Origin of the sequence: Gordonia aichiensis NBRC 108223, from assembly GCF_000332975.1 — a bacterium.
In the GTDB taxonomy this organism is placed as follows: Bacteria; Actinomycetota; Actinomycetes; order Mycobacteriales; family Mycobacteriaceae; genus Gordonia; species Gordonia aichiensis.
The window spans coordinates 344170-365023 of the sequence record NZ_BANR01000005.1; the positions used below are offsets into that span (position 1 = coordinate 344170).

General features: G+C 65.7%; 18 protein-coding genes. 14 read left to right on the forward strand and 4 right to left on the reverse strand.

Annotated elements, in window-relative coordinates; genetic code table 11:
* Positions 1-5 precede the first annotated feature (5 nt).
* Positions 6-944 carry a manganese-dependent inorganic pyrophosphatase gene (locus GOACH_RS08755; protein WP_005173581.1) on the reverse strand — a complete coding sequence of 313 codons (939 nt, stop codon included), beginning with the start codon at positions 942-944 and terminating at the stop codon, positions 6-8.
* 129 nt (positions 945-1073) lie between these two features.
* Here GOACH_RS08755 and GOACH_RS08760 point away from each other — a divergent pair, with 129 nt between their 5' ends.
* From GOACH_RS08760 to hisG, 4 genes are all read left to right on the forward strand, one after another.
* Complete coding sequence (locus GOACH_RS08760; RefSeq protein WP_245551850.1) at positions 1074-2582, forward strand: hypothetical protein; 1509 nt, start codon at positions 1074-1076, stop codon at positions 2580-2582.
* Between the two features lie 78 nt (positions 2583-2660).
* Positions 2661-3329, forward strand: coding sequence for an HAD family hydrolase (locus tag GOACH_RS08765; RefSeq protein ID WP_005173583.1), 669 nt, complete (start codon positions 2661-2663; stop codon positions 3327-3329).
* 39 nt (positions 3330-3368) lie between these two features.
* Positions 3369-3650, forward strand: a complete 282-nt coding sequence (locus GOACH_RS08770; RefSeq protein WP_217999513.1) for a phosphoribosyl-ATP diphosphatase — start codon at positions 3369-3371, stop codon at positions 3648-3650.
* 74 nt (positions 3651-3724) lie between these two features.
* Positions 3725-4570, forward strand: a complete 846-nt coding sequence (gene hisG, locus GOACH_RS08775) for an ATP phosphoribosyltransferase (RefSeq protein WP_005173587.1) — start codon at positions 3725-3727, stop codon at positions 4568-4570.
* Between the two features lie 38 nt (positions 4571-4608).
* On the opposite strand, the gene GOACH_RS08780 is transcribed toward hisG, so the two are convergent.
* Positions 4609-5451, reverse strand: coding sequence for a thioesterase family protein (locus GOACH_RS08780; RefSeq protein ID WP_005173595.1), 843 nt, complete (start codon positions 5449-5451; stop codon positions 4609-4611).
* Positions 5452-5683: 232 nt separating this feature from the next.
* Here GOACH_RS08780 and GOACH_RS08785 point away from each other — a divergent pair, with 232 nt between their 5' ends.
* Complete coding sequence (locus GOACH_RS08785; protein ID WP_005173597.1) at positions 5684-7261, forward strand: alpha/beta hydrolase family protein; 1578 nt, start codon at positions 5684-5686, stop codon at positions 7259-7261.
* 34 nt (positions 7262-7295) lie between these two features.
* Here the strand turns inward: GOACH_RS08785 and GOACH_RS08790 are convergent, their stop codons facing one another.
* Positions 7296-8225 carry a RecB family exonuclease gene (locus GOACH_RS08790; protein WP_005173598.1) on the reverse strand — a complete coding sequence of 310 codons (930 nt, stop codon included), beginning with the start codon at positions 8223-8225 and terminating at the stop codon, positions 7296-7298.
* A gap of 120 nt (positions 8226-8345) precedes the next feature.
* Here GOACH_RS08790 and GOACH_RS08795 point away from each other — a divergent pair, with 120 nt between their 5' ends.
* Complete coding sequence (locus tag GOACH_RS08795) at positions 8346-9176, forward strand: tRNA (adenine-N1)-methyltransferase (protein WP_005173599.1); 831 nt, start codon at positions 8346-8348, stop codon at positions 9174-9176.
* Between the two features lie 188 nt (positions 9177-9364).
* Positions 9365-11161: a proteasome ATPase gene (gene arc, locus GOACH_RS08800; RefSeq protein WP_005173600.1), complete on the forward strand. Its 1797-nt coding sequence runs from the start codon at positions 9365-9367 to the stop codon at positions 11159-11161.
* 78 nt (positions 11162-11239) lie between these two features.
* On the opposite strand, the gene glgP is transcribed toward arc, so the two are convergent.
* On the reverse strand, positions 11240-13813 hold the full coding sequence (gene glgP, locus GOACH_RS08805) for an alpha-glucan family phosphorylase (protein ID WP_005173602.1): 2574 nt from the start codon (positions 13811-13813) through the stop codon (positions 11240-11242).
* A gap of 91 nt (positions 13814-13904) precedes the next feature.
* Between glgP and dop the strand changes: the two genes are divergently transcribed.
* The 7 genes from dop to GOACH_RS08840 all read left to right on the forward strand — a co-directional run bounded on the left by dop (position 13905) and on the right by GOACH_RS08840 (position 20835).
* On the forward strand, positions 13905-15404 hold the full coding sequence (dop, locus tag GOACH_RS08810) for a depupylase/deamidase Dop (RefSeq protein WP_005173605.1): 1500 nt from the start codon (positions 13905-13907) through the stop codon (positions 15402-15404).
* A gap of 208 nt (positions 15405-15612) precedes the next feature.
* On the forward strand, positions 15613-15804 hold the full coding sequence (locus GOACH_RS08815; RefSeq protein ID WP_005202935.1) for a ubiquitin-like protein Pup: 192 nt from the start codon (positions 15613-15615) through the stop codon (positions 15802-15804).
* Entirely contained in the window at positions 15801-16682 is an 882-nt protein-coding gene (prcB, locus tag GOACH_RS08820) for a proteasome subunit beta (RefSeq protein ID WP_005173612.1), read from the forward strand. Before GOACH_RS08815 ends, prcB begins: the two co-directional genes overlap by 4 nt.
* Positions 16679-17467 carry a proteasome subunit alpha gene (gene prcA, locus GOACH_RS08825; RefSeq protein WP_005173620.1) on the forward strand — a complete coding sequence of 263 codons (789 nt, stop codon included), beginning with the start codon at positions 16679-16681 and terminating at the stop codon, positions 17465-17467. The genes prcB and prcA overlap by 4 nt, the downstream gene beginning before the upstream one ends.
* Positions 17468-17511: 44 nt before the next feature.
* Positions 17512-18870, forward strand: coding sequence for a Pup--protein ligase (gene pafA, locus GOACH_RS08830; protein ID WP_005173623.1), 1359 nt, complete (start codon positions 17512-17514; stop codon positions 18868-18870).
* A 16-nt stretch (positions 18871-18886) separates the two neighbouring features.
* On the forward strand, positions 18887-19873 hold the full coding sequence (locus tag GOACH_RS08835; RefSeq protein ID WP_040518146.1) for a helix-turn-helix transcriptional regulator: 987 nt from the start codon (positions 18887-18889) through the stop codon (positions 19871-19873).
* Entirely contained in the window at positions 19873-20835 is a 963-nt protein-coding gene (locus GOACH_RS08840) for a helix-turn-helix transcriptional regulator (protein ID WP_005173628.1), read from the forward strand. Before GOACH_RS08835 ends, GOACH_RS08840 begins: the two co-directional genes overlap by 1 nt.
* Positions 20836-20854 lie beyond the last annotated feature (19 nt).

Genomic DNA, 20854 nt, shown 5'->3' on the forward strand with positions numbered 1-20854 from the left:
TCGAGTCAGTTCTCGCGTAAGGCCTCGGTCAGCTGCGGCACCACCTGCTTCTTGCGCGAGACGATGCCCGGGGCGCTCGCGTGGCCGTCGTGCACGCTGACTCCGAGTGCCTTCTCGACCGCCTCAAGGGGCTCGCCGACGACCAGGAGGTCGGAGTCGACCTCGAGTACGTCGGTGATCAGGAGCAGGAAGAGGCCGTAGCCTGCCTGCTGGGCCTCCGCCTTCATCGCAGCGAGGAACTCGTCGCGGCGTGCGAGCAGAGGGCCGGTTCCGACGGTGTTGATCTGGGCGACCCGCACCGTCGTCGATCCCATCGTGTAGCTCTTGGCGTCGCGGTCGATGAGTTCGGTGGCCGACAGGTCGCCGACGTCGGTTCCGGCGCGCAGGAGGTCCGTCCCGTAACGCTGGAGGTCGATTCCGGCCCGTCCGGCGAGGTCGGAGGCGGCGCGTCGGTCGTATTCGGTCGTCGTGGGGGAGCGCAGCAGCAGGGTGTCGGAGATGATGGCCGAGGCCATGAGCCCCGCGAGGTCGGCGGGAATCGGTACGTCGTTCTCGTCGTACATCCGCCACAGAATCGTGCACGTGCACCCCAGCGGCTCGGCGCGAAACCACAACGGGGCCGACGTCTCGAAGTTGGCGATGCGATGGTGATCGACGACCTTGGTGATGACGACCTCGTCGATATCTCTCACGCTCTGCTGGCGCTCGTTGTGGTCGACGAGGATCACCTGTTCGGCGTCCGGTCGCGCGGTCTCGATCACACGGGGTGCAACGATTCCGAAATGCTCAAGCGCATAACGGGTTTCAGAACTCGGGTCGCCAAGCGCGACGGCCTCGATCTGCGCGTCAGGAGACAATTGACTCTCGAGGTGCGCCATCACGATGGCCGACGCGATCGCGTCGGTGTCGGGATTCCGGTGGCCGAATACGAATGTCTTCGACATGAGTCCTCCAACTGTCTGCGAGTTTCGCGTCCCTCCTCGAGCCTACGACGCCGTGGGCGTGGCGCAGCTCGTCTGAACCCCGCAGCTTCCGTCCACCGATCTCCCAGACTCGCCGCGCACTGTGGGACCGTGACCTCAAGCCTGACCCACCGCCGTCCCGTCGAGTCGCGTCCTGCCGACCCGCAGTCCACGCACCTCGACACTCGACGACCCGTCGCCCGTTGGGTGCGCTGGTCGGTGCTCGCCGTCGTTCTCGTCGCGGGACTTCTCGCGCGCTGGTACTTCCTCGACCGCGAAACCATGGACTACCAGAACTTCCTCAGCCGCTGGTACGACACGCTCGATTCCGGCGGGTTCGGAGCTTTCCGCGAGCAGTTCGCCGACTACAACTACCCGTATCTGTACCTGATCTGGTTGCTCACGGTCGTCAACGTGCCGTCGCTGGTGGGTATCAAGGCGCTCTCGATCATCTTCGATGTCGTGCTCGCGGTATGTGCCTATCGGATCGTTGGGCTGCGGACCGAACGGTTCCTGTTACGAGCCTCGGCATTCGGTGTGGTGTTCCTGCTGCCATCGGCCATCCTGAACAGCGCGTGGTGGGGTCAGGCCGACGCCATTTACACCGCATGCGTGCTCGCCGGTCTCTACTTCCTGCTCCGCGCACAGTCCGGCGGGGCACGGCGTGGCGATCCGAGGCATCGCGCCTACGTGTGGAACTCGCTGATCGCCTGCGCCTGCTTCGGTCTGGCACTCGGGTTCAAACTGCAGGCGATCTTCGTGTTCCCGGTATTGCTGTGGTTACTGGTCCGCCGTCGACTTCCGTGGTACACGCTGGCAGCGATCCCCGCCGTGTACCTGCTGCTCGACGTCCCGGCGGTACTCGCTGGGGCCTCGTGGTCGACGGCGCTCTCGGTGTACGTGAATCAGACCGACTCGTACAAGCAGCTCACGCTCGGTGCGGCCAACCTTTATCAACTCATCCCGATCTCCGGTGACGCCACGTGGCTCGCTCACCTGGGGATAGCCCTCGCCGTCGGCGTTGTGCTGGCATTCCTCGGCTGGTCGCTGTGGAAGAAACCTGCCGTGACCCCGGCGTCGCTTCTGGTCGTGGCGACGGCGAGCGCAGCGATCGTGCCCTTCCTTCTTCCCGCCATGCACGACAGGTACTTCTATACCGTCGAGATCCTCAGCGTCGTCGCGGCATTCTTCCTGCCGCTGTGGTTCGTCGCGATACCGGTCCTGATCCAGGCGTCGGCAATCGGTATCTACCACTCGTCGCTGACCGGCGAACAGGGCCGGGCCATGGGATCGGGCGCCGAGCAGGGTCTCGCAGGTCAACACGGATCCGCAGGGCAGCGGGGCGCCCCGGAACACGCCGGCCCGGCGAGCGGTGTCACCAGGCCCGGCGTTTTCGGTGGCCCGAGGGGAGCCGACGGCGCCGACCACCCTGCAGGCAGGGCGCAGGGCATCCACGGTGGTCAAGACGGATCCGGGGGCTATACCTCGGGACGGGGCGATACCGCGCTGACCGTCTACGCATCGTTTCTGGCCGCCGCCGTGGCGGGCTTGATCTACTCGATCATTCGGATCGTCGGCTCCGGTGTTCACCGCACGTTCGCGCCGGGGTCAGGCACCTGACCCCACGGCATCACTGTCGACAAGTGAGCGTGCTCACCGGATTCGCACCGCTACGCCCCGGTCGGGAATGATGCCCCTGTGACCAGCCAACCCGTAACGCCCGCTGCAGTCCTCTGGGACATGGACGGCACCCTGCTCGATTCCGAGAAGCTGTGGGACATCGCCGTCGCAGAACTCTCCGCCCGGCATGGCTATGCGATGACGCCGGAACTGCGCGAATCGACGCTCGGGAACTCGATGACGGACGCGCTGACCAAGGTCTTCGACGCATCGGGCGTCTCACCCGACGCGCGCGACTACGCCGCCGACGAGAGGTGGCTGCTCGACCGCGTCGCGCAACTGTTCGCCGACGACCTGCCCTGGCGACCTGGTGCGCAGGAGGCGTTGACCACGATCGCCGACGCCGGCATCCCCATGGCGCTCGTCACCAACACCGTCCGCGAGCTCACCGACCAGGCACTCGAAACGATCGGAGCACATTTCTTCGCGGCGACGGTGTGCGGCGACGAGGTCGAGAACGGGAAGCCGGCGCCCGACCCCTATCTGCGGGCAGCGAGCCTGCTCGGCGTCGACGCGAGCGCATGTGTCGCGGTGGAGGATTCGCCGACGGGTGCGCAGTCGGCCACCGCTGCGGGATGCACGACGATCGTCGTACCGTCGACCGCCGACGTTCCACAGGCTGGTCGACGAGTGTTCCGCGGTAGCCTCGAGGGTCTCGCACTCGCTGATCTTCAGACTCGTGCGTAGACCCTTGCACGATCCCGTGAGTCGAACGGGACGGCACACATGGGAGAATGGACACCTGTGAAGACCTTCGATGAGTTGTTCGCCGAGCTGACCGAGAAGGCGACCACGCGCCCGCAGGGCAGTGGCACCGTCGCAGCGCTCGATTCCGGCGTCCACACACTGGGGAAGAAGATCATCGAAGAGGCCGGCGAGGTCTGGCTGGCCGCCGAATACGAGTCCGACGAGTCGCTCGGCGAAGAGATCTCGCAGCTTCTCTACTGGCTGCAGGTGATGATGATCAAACGAGGCCTGTCGCTCGAGGATGTCTACCGCCATCTGTAGGCCGTGACCGCATCGGTCGCGGCCCGACGATCCCGCCCTCAGACACCTCTCATCACCACACCTCAGGAGTGACCATGCTGCGCGTTGCAGTCCCCAACAAAGGTGCCCTGTCCGAGTCCGCAGCCGCCGTGCTGGCCGAGGCCGGTTACCGCAAACGATCCGATTCGAAGGATCTCACCGTCCTCGACATCGGCAACGACGTCGAATTCTTCTTTCTGCGTCCCAAAGACGTCGCGATCTACGTCGGGGCGGGGACACTCGATCTGGGCATCACCGGGCGCGACCTCGCCCGCGATTCCGGTGCCCACGTCGACGAGGAACTGGCAATGGGCTTCGGGTCCTCGACATTTCGCTACGCGGCACCCGCCGGACAGAAGTGGACCGTCGCCGACCTCGCGGGCAAGCGCATTGCCACGTCGTATCCGAACCTGGTCCGCGACGACCTCGCGTCGCGGGGGATGACCGCCGAGATCATCCGGCTCGACGGCGCGGTGGAGATCTCGATCCAGCTGGGGGTTGCCGACGCCATCGCTGACGTTGTCGGTTCAGGACGCACGCTGCGCCAGCACAATCTCGAGGCTTTCGGCGAGTCGTTGTGCGACTCGGAAGGCGTACTGATCAGCCGCGCGGGCGTCGACCCCGACAAGAAGGCGACCCAGTTCATCAAACGTGTCCAGGGCGTCGTCTTCGGCCAGCAATACGTGATGATCGACTACGACTGCCCACGATCACTGCTCGACCAGGCGACGGCCATCACGCCGGGCCTGGAGTCACCGACCGTGGCACCCATGGCCGATCCCGACTGGGCGGCCGTGCGCGCGATGGTGCCGCGCCGTGATCACCAGAACCTGATGGACGAGCTGTCGGAGCTGGGAGCGCGCGCGATTCTCGCCTCCGACATCCGCTCCTGCCGATTCTGAGCGGCTGTGGGCCGACCCGACAGCTGTCGGCGCGACGGTCAGCGCGGGCCGAGCAGAACGGTCTGCGCTGATCGGCCGAGGAACCCGCCGACGTCGTAGAGATCGGCGAATGTCGCACCGTATCCGTGCCTCCCCGACGCCATGTCGGCGTCGATACCCAGCCACGGGCTCGTCGGCTGAGCGACCAGGTGCGCCGTGGTGTCGGTGTTCATCCAGGTCCACTCGTCGGGCCGCAATGTGGTGCCGAGACCGTTCGCCACGTCCAGGACGGTGAATACGGACTCCATGTTCGACATCGTTTCGCCCTCGACGAGGTCGATCGCGGGACGGATCCACACCGCCGGGGTCTGGCCGTGCAGCCCGGGCGTCGTCGCTGTCTCCGTGGTGCCGATGAATCCGACCGTGCCCCAGTCGACGCCGAGATCGCTGTCGGCGGTGACCCCGCGAACAACAGGGAGTGTCTCCGGCGAGGGCAGCGGGTCACGCGGAGTGCGGGTGATGGTGGTCGAATCCGTCGTGCGCATCCGCCAGCCGACGCTCTGCGCAGCGAGTCGATACGTGCCGTCCGGCTGTCTGACCTCGAGGTCGGCCTCGATGAGCGCGATCTGTCGTCCCGGCCGAACAGCCCTGGCACGAACCCGATTGAGGCCCAATCCGATCGGCCCGAGAATCTCGGTGGTCACGCGCGTGAACTCCTGAGCGGGATCCGGAGCGCATCGCAACAGACTTCGCATCAACAGCCCCGCCGGCGGTCCGCCGTGCTGGATATCGGGCGCCCACACGCTCAGTGTCGCCGCGGTCGGTGAGAAGTACTCGAAATCGTCTGCATCGTCGTCGGCGCCGGGGATGTCGACGACCCGTTCGTAGTAGCAACTCTCCACGGCCTGACCCTAGATCATGCTGCCGGCAGACTCCCGCACAGGTTCGTGTCATCCGATCAGACGCTTTTACTCGTACGTTCGGATCAATGTCGGCGTTGGACACCCCACACAACGGGTCAAACGACCAGAATGACCACTGTTCGCGACGTCGATCACAGCAATCGGCATCGTGAAGTCCACTGTGGTTTCCCTGTGTCCTCGCTCACGAGGGCACTGACACGCGAGGTTGCCTGTGTATCGAATCCGGAAGTCTGTCGGCAGCGCCGCCGTCGGTTGCGCGTTGTGCCTGGGCACCGTGGTCCCGCTGGCCCTCTCGTCGGCGGCCGCACAGGCTGGCGTGCCGTCTGCTGAGGAAACTCAGGCGACCGTGAACGGACTTGGTGCCGATCACGTATTTCGTACAGCCGAACCCGACGACGGCGCCGAGAAGGACTGGTTGACCGAGGTACTCAAGCCCGGCGAAGGTGAACTCTTGGTCGTGGTCACGCCGGGCACCGACGACGGATCGCTCTACCCGCGCATCAAGGGCCTCCGCTTCAATGACCGGCCGACCTACATCATCGACTATCCCGAATCCATCGGGCCGATCATCAGCGGGCGCTCCGGGGCGGTTCTGCCCTTCTTCGCGCCCTCCTACGATCAGTCGCGGGACGTGGCGGTCGATAAGAACTTGACGGCCATGAAAGCGTTCGCAACGCAGAACGGTGAGAACCCTTTCGTCGTCTACACCGGCTATTCACAGGGCGCCGAAGCCCTCGGCAATGCTGCCGAGCAGGCGATTGCCCAGAACGGCGACGGCACGGCGATCGACGTCAACAAGTCGCACATTCTGCTGGTCTCGGACCCGCGCAGCCCGTGGGGGCTCAAGGCGTGGGTGGCCGACCATGCGGTTGTCGCGGGAATGATGGAGTTCTTCGGTGCCGAATCGAACGGCGCCCGTGATCCGGGCGCCACGGGCGACGAACTGCCGGTGACGTCCGTGATCGTGGTCGGCGACCCGGTCGCGAACTTCCAGTGGGTCTGGTACCGACCGGTGAGTTCGCTCCTCGTCGACGCGGCAGGCTTCATCACCATCCACTCCGGCCTCGGTGAACAGAATTACGGCAACCTGATCGACTACGGCGAGACCCCGACGACCCCCAAGAGCAAGGACGGCAACACCACCTACGTGGTCTACACGCCGAAGCACCATCCGCTGACCGCGCTTGCCGTGCTGGTCAACACCCGGTTGGGCATTCCCTTCGATGCCGCCGACGTGGATCGATGGGACCAGGTGAACAATGCGTTCTACCCGCTGCAGGCGCCCGGCGCAGACAACGCGGCCGTCGACGTCGTCGAATCAGAGGCCGCCGCGACGCCGCCCGCGACGACCTCACCCCTGACCGCGCAGTCTCGCGCCGTCCCGGAGAAGGCCGCCGACACCACCGGCCGGCCCGCTTCGCCCGCGGGCGCATCAACCACCGCGCCGCAGGTCGTAGAGCAGCACGCCGGCGGTGACGATGCGCCGACGCCGTCCACCGGCCGCCACCGCGCACCCGAGGCCGTGCCGGAGGCCGCACCTGCACCATCGACGGCAACGACTGCGTCTGATCCGCAGACCCCGCAGCCGCCTGCGGAGACCGCGCCACCCGTGCAGGAGTCCTCGCCCGATCAGTCGGAGTCCGACGACGCCTCCACCGGCGGCAGGCACCGCGTCACCGGGCAGGGGCGCCACGCCGCGGACAGTGGCGACGCAGACAGTCACGCCGTAGGCAGTGGCGATGCGACGGGGACGGCACCTACGGGGACTGCGACAGCGGCTGCCGCGTAGCTGCCTCCAGATGTCGGGCCCGTGTGCGGTCCGATCAGGAGGCTGTGAAGCCGGGCGGGGGACCGGGGTAGACCGGGATCTCGCCGCCGAACTCCGGGCACCGGGACTTGTGTTCACACGTCCGGCACAACGCCGAACGCCGAGGTCGGAAGTCACCGGACGCCACCGCTGCTCGGATGGCTCGCCAGATCGCCGATAGCGTACGTCCGAAGCGTTCGAGTTCGTCGCGGTCGGGGGTGTAGCTGAGTACCTGGCCGTCCGAGAGGTACATCAGCTGCAGGCGATGCGGCACGACGCCGCGTATCCGAAGAACGGCCAGCGCATAGAACTTCATCTGGAACAGGGCCTTGGCCTCGAAACCCTCACTCGGCGACCGACCCGTCTTGTAGTCGACGATGCGTATCTCACCCGTCGGCGCGACGTCGATGCGATCGATGAATCCGCGCATCAACACATCGTCGGACTCGATCTCGACGTGCTCCTCGACCGCCTGTGGAGTGAAGGCGGTCGGGTTCTCGAGCCGGTAGTAGTTGCCGATCAATGCGGATGCCTTGGCGAGGAACTTCTCCTCCTCGCCGTCGAGCAGCGCGGCCAGTGACGGATCGGCCTCGCACATCGCGGCCCAGGCACCCTCGACGAGGAACTCCGCCGATTCGCGTGTGCGGAGTTCGGCGGGCAGCTCGAAGAGGTTCTCCAGCGCCGCATGCACCACGGTCCCGCGCGTTTGCGCCTGGGTGGGCGTCTCGGGGAAGCGATCGATCGCCCGGTAGCGGTAGAGCAGCGGGCACTGCTTGAAGTCGGCGGCCCTCGAAGGCGAGAGGGCGAGAGGACGACCCACCAGGCCCCTCGCGCCCGCCCCGCCGGCCGGGGAAGCCGCGGGCACAGCGTCGGACGCGGCCACCGATTCGGCAGGGGCGCCCGGTGCAGCGGCGGTGTCGGTGGTGGACCCGGGGTACGCAGTCATGCTCACATTTGGCAGGGTAGGGCGCGGCAGTGACATAGCGACTGCCCGACATGCGCAGGCTGACCTCGAGTGATTCTCACTGGTCACATGCGCCACATCAGTCTCGAGAGGAAACACACAATGGCGTCGAGTGGCGTGTTCGTCGTAGGCGATCGGGTCCAGCTCACCGATGCCAAGGGTCGGAAGTTCACGGTCAATCTCGAGGCCGGTAAGCAGTTCCACACCCATCGGGGCGCCATCGCTCACGACGACCTCATCGGAGCACCGGAGGGAAGCATCGTCTCGGCCACTAGTGGCACCGAGTACCTCGCGCTGCGCCCGCTGCTCGTCGACTTCGTCCTGTCGATGCCACGTGGTGCGCAGGTGATCTACCCGAAGGACTCCGCCCAGATCGTCACCGAGGGCGACATCTTTCCCGGCGCGCGCGTGCTCGAGGCAGGCGCGGGCTCCGGGGCGTTGACATGCTCGCTGCTGCGGGCCGTCGGACCCGACGGAGAGGTCGTGTCGTACGAGATCCGTGAGGATCACGCCGACTACGCCCGCCGCAACGTCGACACATTCTTCGGCGGAGCCCCCGCCAATTGGTCGCTGACGGTCGCCGACCTCGCCGAGGTCGACCAGACGGAGCGGTTCGACCGCGTGATCCTCGACATGCTCGCCCCATGGGAACCCCTCGACGTCGTCCGAACGGTGTTGAAACCAGGCGGGGTTTTGACTGTCTATGTGGCAACGGTCACGCAGTTGTCGCGGGTCGTCGAAGCGCTGCGTGAGCAGGAGTGCTGGACCGAGCCGCACGCGTGGGAGTCACTCGTCCGCGATTGGAGCGCAGTGGGTCTCGCGGTACGGCCCGAGCACAAAATGCAAGGACACACGGCATTTCTGATCACAGCGCGACGTCTGGCCGACGGAGTGACGACGCTGCGCCCGCAGCGCCGTCCGACAAAGGGCTGACGACACAACTGAGCGGTGAACAAAGCGTGGGCTGGTCGGAGAAACACCGCGAATACGTTGCGAAGACTCACATTTAACACGCCGTCAACACCGCGTAGCGCGCGGTGCTCAGCGTTATCTGCCGCCTGCCGGTAGCGTGGTGTTACGGCGCAACCCACTGGGGTCGTCGCCGGGGAGAGGAGTCAGCAATGACCGAATCTGATCGCCATGAAGCCTCCGGTGAGAATGTGGCGCACGAGACCGCCAGCCACGCCCTCGATTCGTCCGGGGACCAATTCACTCCTGCTTACACGCCCCCGTTGCGCGCGGGTGCCGACCGCCCGTCCTTCGGACGCCCGGCCGACACCGCGGACCTCCAGGAGCGTGTCGACAACCTGACGACACGCAACGCGAAACTCTTGGAGACCCTCAAGGAAGCACGCCAGCAACTCGTCGCCCTCCGCGAAGAGGTCGACCGTCTCGGACAACCGCCGAGCGGGTACGGCGTACTCCTCGAGATCTACCCCGACCAGACCGTCGACGTCTTCACCTCGGGCCGCAAGATGCGGTTGACATGCTCGCCGAACATCGATCTCGACGCGCTGAGCAAGGGCCAGACCCTGCGCCTAAACGAGGCCCTCACCATCGTCGAGGCGTGCGAATTCGACTCGGTCGGCGAGATCAGCACGCTGCGCGAGGTCCTCGGCGACGGCCAACGCGCGCTCGTCGTCGGACATGCCGACGAGGAGCGGGTCGTGTGGCTCGCCGAACCATTGCTCGGCGACGTCGACGGCGAGGATGGCAAGCGTCGCAAGCTGCGCCCCGGTGATTCACTCCTCATCGACACCAAGGCGGGCTTCGCCTTCGAGCGCGTTCCCAAGGCCGAGGTCGAGGATCTCGTCCTCGAAGAGGTGCCCGACGTCGGCTACGAGGACATCGGTGGTCTGGGTCGCCAGATCGAGCAGATCCGCGATGCGGTCGAGCTCCCGTTCCTGCACAAGGACCTCTTCCGCGACTACGCACTGCGCCCGCCGAAGGGCGTGCTGCTCTACGGACCGCCCGGTTGCGGTAAGACGCTCATCGCCAAGGCCGTCGCCAATTCGCTGGCGAAGAAGATCGCTCTGGCCCGTGGCGACGATGCGAAGGAAGCGAAGTCGTACTTCCTGAACATCAAGGGCCCCGAGCTGCTCAACAAGTTCGTCGGCGAGACCGAGCGCCACATCCGACTGATCTTCCAGCGCGCACGGGAGAAGGCGTCGGAGGGCACGCCGGTGATCGTGTTCTTCGATGAGATGGACTCGATCTTCCGCACTCGCGGCTCCGGTGTCTCCTCCGACGTCGAGACCACCGTCGTGCCCCAGTTGCTCAGCGAGATCGACGGTGTCGAAGGCCTCGAGAACGTGATCGTGATCGGCGCATCCAACCGCGAGGACATGATCGACCCGGCGATTTTGCGGCCGGGACGTCTGGACGTGAAGATCAAGATCGAGCGTCCCGACGCCGAATCGGCGATCGACATCTTCTCCAAGTACCTGGTCGAGGAGTTGCCCGTCCACGCCGACGATCTCAACGAGTTCGGTGGCGACCGCACGGCATGTGTCAACGCGATGATCGAGAAGGTCGTCGAGCGGATGTACGCCGAGAGCGACGAGAACCGCTTCCTCGAGGTCACCTACGCCAACGGCGACAAGGAGATCATGTACTTCAAGGACTTCAACTCCGGCGCGATGATCCAGAACGTCGTCGACCGGGCCAAGAAGTACGCGATCAAATCGCAGTTGGAGACCGGCGCACCCGGTCTGCGGGTTCAGCACCTGTTCGATTCGATCCTCGACGAGTTCGCCGAGAACGAAGACCTTCCGAACACCACGAACCCCGACGACTGGGCGCGTATCTCGGGCAAGAAGGGCGAGCGGATCGTGTACATCCGCACGCTGGTCACCGGCAAGAGTGCAGGCGCGAGCCGCGCGATCGACACGGAGACCAACACCGGGCAGTACCTGTAAACCTCCACTCACGACGACTGCGGCCGACTCCCGAATGGGGTCGGCCGCAGTCGTCGTGAGTGTGGAGACGCGTGCTCCCTATGCGGGCATCGCGGGAGGCTCGCCTGCCGACGCCGGGTAGCGCACCAGGCCGAGTTCGGCGTCGTCGGTGAGCAGCGGGTGCTTGGGGAGCACCCGGGCGGTGTAGCCGAGCACGCCCGACCGATACGGCAGGACTGCGGCCCGGTAGCGCGTTCGGCCCGAAAGGTCGGTCCCGTCGAGCGGTTCCATCGGCGCATGCACCGTGTCGTAGAGGTCGCCGTCGTCGGTCACCCGTCCTAGCACGGCCTGAACCGTCACCTCGTCCGGCGCGAGTTCGCCAAGGGAGACATGGGCGGTGAGATCGAGTTCGTCGTCGGGTGTGGTCTCCTCGTCGATCCCGGCGATCGCCACCGACTTCCACGACGACGCGAGCGCCGAGCGGTAGGTGGCGAGTGACCTGGCTTCCGCGTAGTCGTCAGCACACGCCTCGTGATACGAGATCCCCGCAGGTACATAGAGTTCCAGTGTGTAGTCACGAACCATCCGCGAGGCGAGCACCTTCGGTCCGAGGATGGCGAGTGTGTGCCGAACCATCTCCACCCACCGCGTCGGAACGCCGTCCTCACGCGAATAGAACAGCGGCACAACGGTTTCCTCGAGCAACGAATAGAGCGCTTCGGCCTCGAGGTCGTCGCGGCGGTTCTCGTCCAGAACTTCCTCTGCGGACGGAATCGCCCAGCCGTTCTCACCGTCGGCCATCTCGTCCCACCACCCGTCGAGGATCGACAGGTTCAAGCCGCCGTTGAGCGCCGACTTCATACCCGATGTTCCGCACGCCTCCATCGGACGCACCGGATTGTTGAGCCAGACGTCGCAACCGGCGTAGATGTGTCGCGCCATCGAGATGTCGTAGTCGGGCAGGAAGACGATGCGGTCGCGGAGTTCGGGATCCTCGGTGAACTTCACGATCTGCTGGATGAGCGCCTTGCCACCATCGTCGGCCGGATGTGCCTTGCCCGCGACGACGAGCTGTACCGGCCGCTCCGGGTCGGTGAGAATCCGACGCATGCGGTCGGGATCGCGCAGCATCAGGGTGAGTCGCTTGTACGTCGCCGCGCGTCGGGCGAATCCGATCGTCAGCGAGTCGGGATCGAACAGGTCGGCGGTCCAACCGAGTTCGGCGTCGGTGAAGTCGCGGTCGCGGCCGCTGGTGTATGCGCGTCGACGCACCTCGTCGACGAGCCCTGCGCGCAGTTCCGAGCGAACTGCCCAGAGATCGGACGCGGGCATCGCCTCGTACACCGCGGGCGCTGCGTCCTCGTTGCCCGCGCTGAGATCCTGCCAGCGCCGTGCGACCCACGTCGGACCGTGCACGCCGTTGGTGACGGCGCCGATCGGCACCTCGTCAGCGTCGAAGCCCGGCCACAGGTCGGCGAACATCTCGCGACTGACAGCGCCGTGGAGCTGCGAGACACCGTTGGACCGCTGGCCCAGTCGAAAACCCATGTGCGCCATGTTGAACACGCCTGGATCGGCCTCGTCGCCGAGTTCGAGCACCGTGGTCGACGACAATCCGGGAAGCAGATTCGACGCTCCGTCGGGTCCCGGGTCGAGATAGAAGCGGACCAGGTCGTCCGGGAAGCGGTCGATCCCCGCTGGTACCGGTGTGTGGGTCGTGAAGATGGTCGACGCGCGGACGACCGACTCCGCGGAGTCGAAGTCGAGTCCCGATGCCTCGACGAGTTCGCGAATTCGCTCCACACCGAGGAAGCCGGCGTGGCCCTCGTTCATGTGGAAGACCGTCGGCTGGGCGCGGTTCTCGATGCGGACATACTCGCGCAGTGCGCGGACCCCGCCGATACCGAGAAGGATCTCCTGCTTGATCCGGTGGTCCTGGTCACCGCCGTAGAGGCGATCGGTGATGCCCCGCAACTCGTCGTCGTTCGCCGCGATATCGGAATCGAGCAGCAGCAACGGGATTCGTCCCACGGTGGCCACCCACACCTGGGCGTGCAGGGTCCGCCCGCCGGGCATCGAGATCTTGATGATGACCGGCTTGTCGGCAGCGTCGACAAGCAGTGTGAGCGGTAGTGCGCCGGGATCGTTCACCGGGTACCGCTCGATCTGCCATCCGTCGTGCGACAGGCTCTGTCGAAAGTATCCGCAGCGATAGAACAGACCCACTCCGATGAGCGGCAGACCGAGATCCGACGCCGCCTTCAGATGGTCTCCGGCGAGGATGCCGAGCCCACCCGAGTAGATCGGCAGCACCTCCGAGATGCCGAATTCCATGGAGAAGTAGGCGATTCCTTCCGGCATCGGATTGCCCGACGCGGCGTGGTCGCCGTACCACTGTGGCGCCGTGCAGTACTCGTCGAGGTCGGCGCGCAGCGCGGTGAGTCGGACAAGGAATTCTGTGTCGGCGGACAACTCGGCGAGTCGGTCTGGCGACACCTCGGCGAGCAACCGAAGGGGGTCGCCGGTCGCTTTCCAACGCTCGGGGTCGACGAGGGCGAACAGATCCTGGGTCGGCGCGTGCCATACCCATCGCAGATTGTGGGCGAGAACGGCGAGATCGGACAGGGGAGCGGGCAGCGGAACCCGAACGGTGAACCGGCGGAATGCTTTCACGTGTAGAAGGTCCCACAGGAGCGACGTCGGTGCGAGCGATGCGCGGTGGTGGGTCCGACCTTTCATCCGACCGACATCTAGTCTCAATACCATGCAGCGAATCATCGGCACCGAGGTCGAGTACGGGATCTCCGCGCCCGGCGACCCGACCGCGAATCCGATCATGACGTCGACACAGGCGGTGCTCGCCTATGCCGCGGCCGCCGGGGTACCACGCGCCAAACGCACCCGCTGGGACTACGAGGTCGAATCACCGCTTCGCGATGCCAGGGGTTTCGACCTCGGCCGCGGAACCGGACCGGCACCGATCATCGACGCCGACGAGATCGGTGCCGCCAACATGATCCTCACCAACGGGGCGCGTCTCTACGTCGACCACGCTCATCCCGAGTATTCGGCACCTGAGGTCACCGACCCCCTCGACGCCGTGATCTGGGACAAGGCAGGGGAGCGCGTGATGGAGGCCGCCGCCAGGCACGTCGCGAGCGTGCCCGGCGCACCACGTCTGCAGTTGTACAAGAACAACATCGACGGCAAGGGCGCCTCCTACGGCACGCACGAGAACTACCTGATGAACCGCGACACCCCGTTCACCGCGGTCATCGGGGGTCTCACCACGTTCTTCGCCTCGCGTCAGGTCATCACCGGCTCCGGCCGCGTGGGAATCGGCCAATCCGGCGACGAAGCCGGATATCAGCTGTCGCAGCGGTCGGACTACATCGAGGTCGAGGTGGGACTCGAGACCACACTCAAACGCGGCATCATCAACACCCGCGACGAGCCGCACGCCGATCCCGAGCGCTACCGCAGACTCCACGTGATCATCGGCGACGCCAACCTCGCCGAGACCGCCACCTATCTGAAGGTCGGCACGACCTCGCTGGTTCTCGACCTGATCGAGGCAGGCGTCGACTTCTCCGACATCGAGTTGGCACGACCGGTGTCTGCCGTTCACGCGATCAGTCACGATCCGACGCTGCAGGCGACCGTCGCACTGACCGACGGGCGCGAACTGACAGCCCTGGCGTTGCAGCGTGAGTACCTGGAGCGGTGTACGAAGTTCCACGAGCGCGAGAACTCCGACGATGCCCGTGCCATGGACGTGTTGCGAACCTGGGCCGACGTCCTCGACCGCCTCGAGCGCGATCCGATGGAGTGCGCGGACATCCTCGACTGGCCGGCGAAACTACGGATCCTCGAGGGATTCCGGCAGCGCGAGGGACTCGGCTGGTCGGCGCCGAGACTGCAGTTGATCGACCTGCAGTACTCCGACGTGCGACTCGACAAGGGCCTCTACAACCGGCTGGTGGCGCGCGGCTCGATGAAACGTCTCGTCGACGAGGCGGACGTGACCCGCGCGATCACCGAGCCACCCGAGAACACGCGCGCCTACTTCCGTGGCGAATGCCTGCGTCGTTTCGGCGCCGACGTTGCGGCCGCGAGCTGGGATTCGGTGATCTTCGACCTGGGCGGCGACTCGCTGGTGCGCATTCCGACCCTCGAACCCCTGCGGGGAAGCAGGGCACATGTGGGCAAACTGCTCGACTCGGTGCACTCCGCATCCGAGCTGGTCGATCAGCTCACCACCTGATCCGATCTCGACGCGACACGTGTTCAACCTCCTTTTCGCAGTCCGCACCGGTAGTGTGGATTCACGAGCTGGATTTGTCTGCGCCGCACCGCGATGCAGCTGAACGCGACACGCGAGTCCGACGAACGTCGTCGCTGATGTGCACGAACGGTGAGCAGCGACGCAGACACGCGGAGCCTGAGGCTTCGTGACGAACAAGGGAGTGCACATGGCGCAGGAACAGACCACGCGTGGCGGCGGTGGCGACGACGGCGAACTCGGCTCGGACGGCAGTGCAGGCCAGGAGCGCCGCGAAAAGCTCGCCGAGGACACCGATGACCTGCTCGACGAGATCGACGACGTCCTCGAAGAGAATGCCGAGGACTTCGTGCGCGCGTACGTGCAGAAGGGCGGCCAGTGAGCGAGACGTTCGGTTCACTGTCCCCGACCGGTCCGTCCAGGAGTTCCCATCCCACATTCGGCGCCGACATCTCGTCGTTCACCGATTTTCTGAGGGTCCACGCACCCGATCAGTTGCCGCAGGCAAGGGCTGAACGCATGGGCACCTTCACCTCGAACACCGATGCCTCGGAGATCCCGCACGGCACCACCATCGTCGCGGTCAGTTTTCCCGGTGGTGTGGTGCTCGCCGGTGATCGGCGAGCGACGATGGGCAACATCATCGCGACCCGTGACGTGCAGAAGGTCTACGTCACCGACGAGTACTCCGCTGCGGGCATCGCGGGCACCGCGGGTATCGCCATCGAGATGGTGAGGCTATTCACCGTCGAACTCGAGCACTACGAGAAGATCGAGGGCGTTCCGCTGACGCTCGACGGCAAGGTCAGCAGACTGGCCTCGATGGTCCGCGGCAACCTGGGCGCCGCGATGCAGGGACTGGCAGCCATCCCGCTGCTCGTCGGCTACGACATCGATCACGACAGCCCCACCGAGCGCGGTCGGATCTTCTCCTTCGACGTCGCCGGCGACCGACACGAGGAGTTCGGCGGCTACCAGGCCATCGGCTCTGGCTCGGTCTTCGCGAAGTCGTCGTTGAAGAAGCTCTACCGTCCCGATCTGGACGCAGATTCGGCGCTCGCGATCGCCGTCGAATCGCTCTACGATGCCGCCGACGACGATTCCGCGACCGGCGGCCCCGACATCGTCCGCAAGATCTTCCCGACCGCGGTTGTCGTGAGCGCAGGAGGCGCGCGCGAGGTCGCGCCCGCCGATATCGAGTCGGCTGCACGCGCGATCATCGAGAGACGGGCAGCAGAGCATGAGGAGGCGCCGCGATGACCTTCCCGTATTACGCAAGTGCCGAGCAGATCATGCGCGATCGCTCGGATCTTGCGCGCAAGGGAATCGCCCGTGGCCGAAGCGTGGTCATTCTGACCTACGCCGACGGTGTGCTCTTCGTGGCGGAGAATCCGTCGAACACGCTGCGCAAGACGAGCGAGATCTACGATCGGATCGGTTTCGCCGCCGTGGGCAAGTACAACGAGTTCGAGAGTCTACGCAAGGCGGGCATCCAACTCGCGGACATGCGTGGGTACTCCTACGACCGCGCAGACGTATCCGCGCTGTCGCTGGCCAACACGTACGCGAATGCCCTGGGATCGGTGTTCACCGAGCAGGCCAAGCCGTATGAGGTCGAGCTGTGTGTCGCCGAGGTCGCGCGATTCGGAAAGCCGAAGCCGTCGCAGTTGTTTCGTATCAGCTACGACGGCTCGATCGCGGACGAGACCCGGTTCATCGTGATGGGCGGTGCGACGGATGCCATTTCCGCAGCGCTCAAGGACAGCTATGAGTCGGATCTGCCGCTGGCCGACGCCCTCAAGATCGCGGTGGATGCACTGTCGTCCCCGGTCGAGGGTGCAAACGGAACACCTTCTGCGGCACGCGAACTCAGTCCCGGCGACCTCGAGGTCGCGATTCTCGACCGCAACCGTCCGCGTCGTGCGTTCCGGCGATTGCCTGCCGCGACGGTCGCCGACCTCCTGCCGGCCGCCTCGCCTCCGTCGAACGGATCCGACGACGGCGCCACCACCGACGACGCCCAGACGGATTCGGGCGCGTCCTGATCGCGCAACCGGTCGGCACCGGATTCCGCGGGTAGGGTTGAGGGGTGCAACGTCGAATCATGGGCATCGAAACTGAATTCGGTGTCACCTGCACCTTCCATGGCCATCGTCGGCTCAGTCCCGACGAGGTCGCGCGGTACCTGTTCCGACGGGTCGTGTCATGGGGGCGCTCATCGAATGTCTTTCTCCAGAACGGCGCGCGGCTCTACCTCGATGTGGGCTCGCACCCGGAGTACGCGACCGCCGAGTGCGACAGCCTCATCCAGCTGATCAACCACGACAGGGCGGGTGAGCTGGTCCTCGAGGATCTGCTCGTCGACGCAGAACAGCGGCTCGCCGACGAGGGCATCGGTGGCGATATCTATCTGTTCAAGAACAACACCGATTCGGCGGGCAACTCGTACGGATGCCACGAGAACTACCTCGTCGTCCGTGCCGGCGAGTTCTCCCGTATCTCCGATGTCCTGCTGCCGTTCCTGGTCACTCGTCAGCTGATCTGCGGCGCGGGAAAGGTGCTCGCCACGCCGAAGGCCGCGACGTTCTGCCTCTCCCAACGCGCCGAGCACATTTGGGAAGGTGTGTCGTCGGCGACGACACGCTCGCGTCCGATCATCAACACGCGCGACGAACCGCACGCCGACGCCGAGAAGTACCGTCGCCTGCACGTGATCGTCGGCGACTCCAACATGTCTGAGATGACCACCCTGCTCAAGGTCGGATCGGCGGCACTCGTGCTCGAGATGATCGAGGCGGGCGTGGCCTTCCGCGACTTCGCGCTCGACAACCCGATCCGGGCGATCCGCGAGGTCAGCCACGATCCCACGGGCCGACGACCGGTTCGCCTCGCAGGCGGACGCCAGGCCACGGCTCTGGAGATCCAGCGGGAGTACCACGCGCGCGCCGTCGAGCATCTCGTCAACCGCGCGCCCGACCCCGAGATGGACATGGTGGTCGATCTATGGGGACGCATGCTCGATGCCGTCGAGAGTGACGACTTCTCCAAGGTCGACACCGAAGTCGACTGGGTCATCAAGCGCAAGCTCTTCCAGCGGTACCAGGACAAGTACTCGATGGAGCTGTCGGATCCGAAGATCGCGCAACTCGACCTCGCCTATCACGACATCAAGCGGGGTCGCGGGGTCTTCGATCTCCTGTCCCGCAAGGGTCTCGTCACCCGCGCGACAACGGACGAGGCGATCAAGACAGCGGTCAACGAGCCGCCGCAGACCACGCGGGCAAAACTGCGCGGCGACTTCATCTCGGCAGCACAGAAGGCCGGGCGCGACTTCACCGTCGATTGGGTTCACCTGAAGCTCAACGATCAAGCCCAGCGAACGGTCTTGTGCAAGGACCCGTTCCGCAGTGTCGACGAGCGCGTCGATCGCTTGATCGCCTCCATGTAGTCGTAAGGTGCAGGGCGTGGCCACGTCGAAAGTAGAGCGTCAGCTCAATCTGGTGATCTGTCTCCTCTCGACCAAGCAGTACGTCACCGCTGAGTACATCCGGCGCAACGTCTTCGGCTATCAGGACCAGGAGCGCTCCGCGGAGGCGTTCAATCGGATGTTCGAGCGGGACAAGAATGATCTGCGCGACCTGGGAGTGCCCCTGGTCACCGGTCCCTCGCCCGAGAGCGGCGTCGAGGGTTACCGCATCGACCCCGATTCGTACTCGCTGCCCGACATCACGCTCGATGAGGAAGAGGCGGCGGCGATCGCGATGGCAGCAGCACTCTGGGACAACTCCGACGTCTCGACGATCTCGCAGACCGCCGTGCTCAAACTCCAGGCCGCCGGAATCGATGTCCGCTCCGACGACGAGGTCGGCGTGGCTGCGGTGTCGCAGCGTTCGCTCGGAGGTGAGCATTCGCTCGCGCCGACGCTCGCGGCGATCGACGCGGGTCAGGCGATCACCTTCACCTATCGTGCAGGCGCGACGTCGTCAGGCGAGACCCGGACACTGGAGCCGTGGGGCGTGGTGACCCACCGGGGGCGTTGGTATGTCGTGGGCCACGACCGTGGGCGCGGCGCGACGCGAACGTTCCGACTGAGCAGGATCTCCGACGTCGCTACCACCGGGGCCGCCGGGACGGTGCATCGGCCCGAGGACACCGACCTGCAACAGATCGTCGCCGACGCGGTCGATTCCGCCTCGGGTTCCGACGGTCGCGCGGCTCGAGTCTGGGTGGCTCGCGGTCGGGCAGCGGGGCTTCGTAGGGTCGCGTCGTCGAGCACGCCAGCACTCTTCGACGGTGAGGACGGCGACGATCTCGTCATCGAGATCAGGTCACTGACCACTCTGGCCCGGATGATTCTCGGCGTCGGACCCGACGCCGTCGTCCGTGAACCGGCCGAACTGCGGGAGCTCGTCATCGCCGGTCTCGATCGGATCGCCGGGGTGAATGTCTGATGTCGACGGCACAGTCACAGCGCTTGAGTCGGCTGCTCGCATTGGTTCCATACTTCTCCACACGCGGGGGGATCTCGCTCGACAAGGCGGCGAGCGACCTCGGTGTGACGCCCACACAGCTCCGCAGAGACCTCGAGCAACTCTTCGTCTGCGGCCTGCCCGGCTACTACCCCGACGATCTGATCGAACTCGAATTCTCCGAAGGTTACGTGGATGTCGGGTTCACAGCGGGAATGGACCGTCCCCTGCGGCTGACCGGTGCCGAGGCGAGCGTGCTGCTGGTGGCACTGCAGGCCCTGGTCGACATGGCCGGGATGCTCGACCAGCAGGCTGCGCGACGCGCGATTGCGAAGATCGAGCAGGCGGTCGGCACATCGCTTCCTGCCGTGGCAGCGGTCTCCGACGACGAGGACGAGCAGAACCCGACGTACGCGGCGGTTCGTCAGGCGGTGACACAGCGACGAGCGCTCGATCTGACCTACTACTCGGCGACGCGTGATTCGGTCAGCCAGCGCGTTGTCGACCCGATCCGCCTGCAGGGATTGAACTCCAACACCTACCTCGAGGCGTGGTGCCGTGGAAGCGAAGGTGTACGCCTGTTCCGGTTCGACCGGATCGAGGCGGCGGGGCTGCGCGACGAGCCGTCGTCACCACCCGAATCCGTGGCAGGGACGCAGCAATCGGTGCTGCTCGGCGACGACCCGGAGCATAGATCGGTCGACATCGACATCGATCCGGGGCAGGCCTGGATTCTCGACTACTACCGGATCGATCCGCTCGACGAGTGGCCGACGGACCACGATGCCGGTGCGCCGATCAGAGGCCGACTCGCATACGGCTCACCGGAGTGGCTGACACGATTCCTCCTGGGGTTCGGCGGTTCCGTACGCGTCGTCGGAGATCAGGAGATCGACGCCGCCGTCACCGGAGCTGCGCGGGCGGCTCTGGCGCGCTATCGCTGAGTGTCGCGGTACGATGACG